Origin of the sequence: Plasticicumulans sp. (assembly GCF_035331805.1) — a bacterium.
Classification (GTDB): domain Bacteria; phylum Pseudomonadota; class Gammaproteobacteria; order Competibacterales; family Competibacteraceae; genus Plasticicumulans.
Genome location: NZ_DAOLKE010000405.1, coordinates 1 through 1,306, shown reverse-complemented (window position 1 = coordinate 1,306; position 1,306 = coordinate 1). Strand labels below are relative to the sequence as shown.

General features: G+C 69.1%; 1 protein-coding gene and 1 pseudogene. Both read right to left on the bottom strand.

Translation table 11 applies throughout. The features are described from left to right. Positions 1-656: pseudogene (locus PKE44_RS17585) on the bottom strand (hypothetical protein); the annotation flags it as partial. Between the two features lie 105 nt (positions 657-761). After that, a partial coding sequence (locus PKE44_RS17580; protein WP_324553857.1) for a hypothetical protein occupies positions 762-1,306 on the bottom strand: 545 nt, incomplete at its 5' end.

Sequence of the window (1,306 nt, the reverse complement as noted above, 5' to 3'; positions counted from 1 at the left end):
TCGAACGGAATCTCGAACTGCGTCGCCTCCGGCGCCAGCACGAAATCCTCGCGCCAGCTCCGCCGGCATTCGTCCCGCCGCTCGGGTAAATCCGGCACCGGCGAAGTCACCAGCAAACGCGCCAGCGGCGGCAGACTGCCCCGCTCCGCCAGCCGGTTATCCACCGCCGGCTGCAGCGCGCGGTACACCTGCAGCAAACCGGCGCGGTTCTGCCGGCCGTATCCGCCGACCAGCACCGTCGCATGCGGCAGCACCGCGGCCATCAGCCCGCCGAGATCGGTCACACCGGTACGGGCATCGAGCAGCAGATGCGCGAAACCGCCCTTCTCCGCCAGATGCGCGAGCAGGGACCGGAACAGGTTCAGCCCTTGCTCGGGCTGCTCGACCATCGGCCCCTGCCATGCGATCTGCTGATACAGCCCGGCGAAATCCGCCTTGTCGCCACAGGCCGGCAGGATGAACAGCCCCTCCCGCCCCGGCACGGGTTTCACGCTCTTCCACAGCCGGTTCAGCTCGGCCGCGGACGGGCTTTGACCGAGCCGCTCACCGCGCCCCTGCAGCCATTCCAGAAACCCCGCTTTCGGCACCGGTTTCGGACGCAGCGCCGGAATGTGATGCAGGCCCGGCGCTTCGAGGTCCAGATCCCACAGCAGCACCGGCGCTGCCTTTTGTGCGAGCAGGGCACCGACGTTGGCCAGCAGCAGACTGCGACCGACGCCGCCCTTGAAGCTGTAGAAGGTCGTGATGTGGGTCTGCACCGCTCAGGCCGCCTTGAAGAATGAACTGCCGCGCCGTGAAGTCGCTGTGCGTGCCGGTGTCGTTGCAAGTGGCAGCCGGCCGGCATCCTCCAGCAACTGCAAGGCTTCGGGCAGACGCGGGCCGGCCATCAGCCGCTTCTCGCGCCCGTGCCACTGGCGCAGCACCAGTTCGGCGGCGTCGAGCAATGCCAGCACACGGCTGGCATTGGCCTCCTTCAAGCCGCAGTGCTGCTGCACATCGCCCTGGGTTTGCAGACTGCCGTCGCGCACGCCAGCGAGGATCACCGGCACATGCGCTCGGGCCAGCAGGCCGTCCGGCACACCGGCTTCCTGCACCGCAAGCTGGGTTTCGAGCAGATCGGCATAGGCCAGCCAGCGCTGCGCATAGCGCCGGTCCAGCGCATCGAGTGCCGGCGCACGCCGCGGGTGCGCCACCCGCTGCAGGTGATCGAGCAGCGCCGCCATCTCGTCGAGCGCGGCGCCGGTCGGTCCCGGTCGAGCTGGTGCCAGAGCCGGACCAGAGCCATTGCGGTATGGCCGGCGCACGC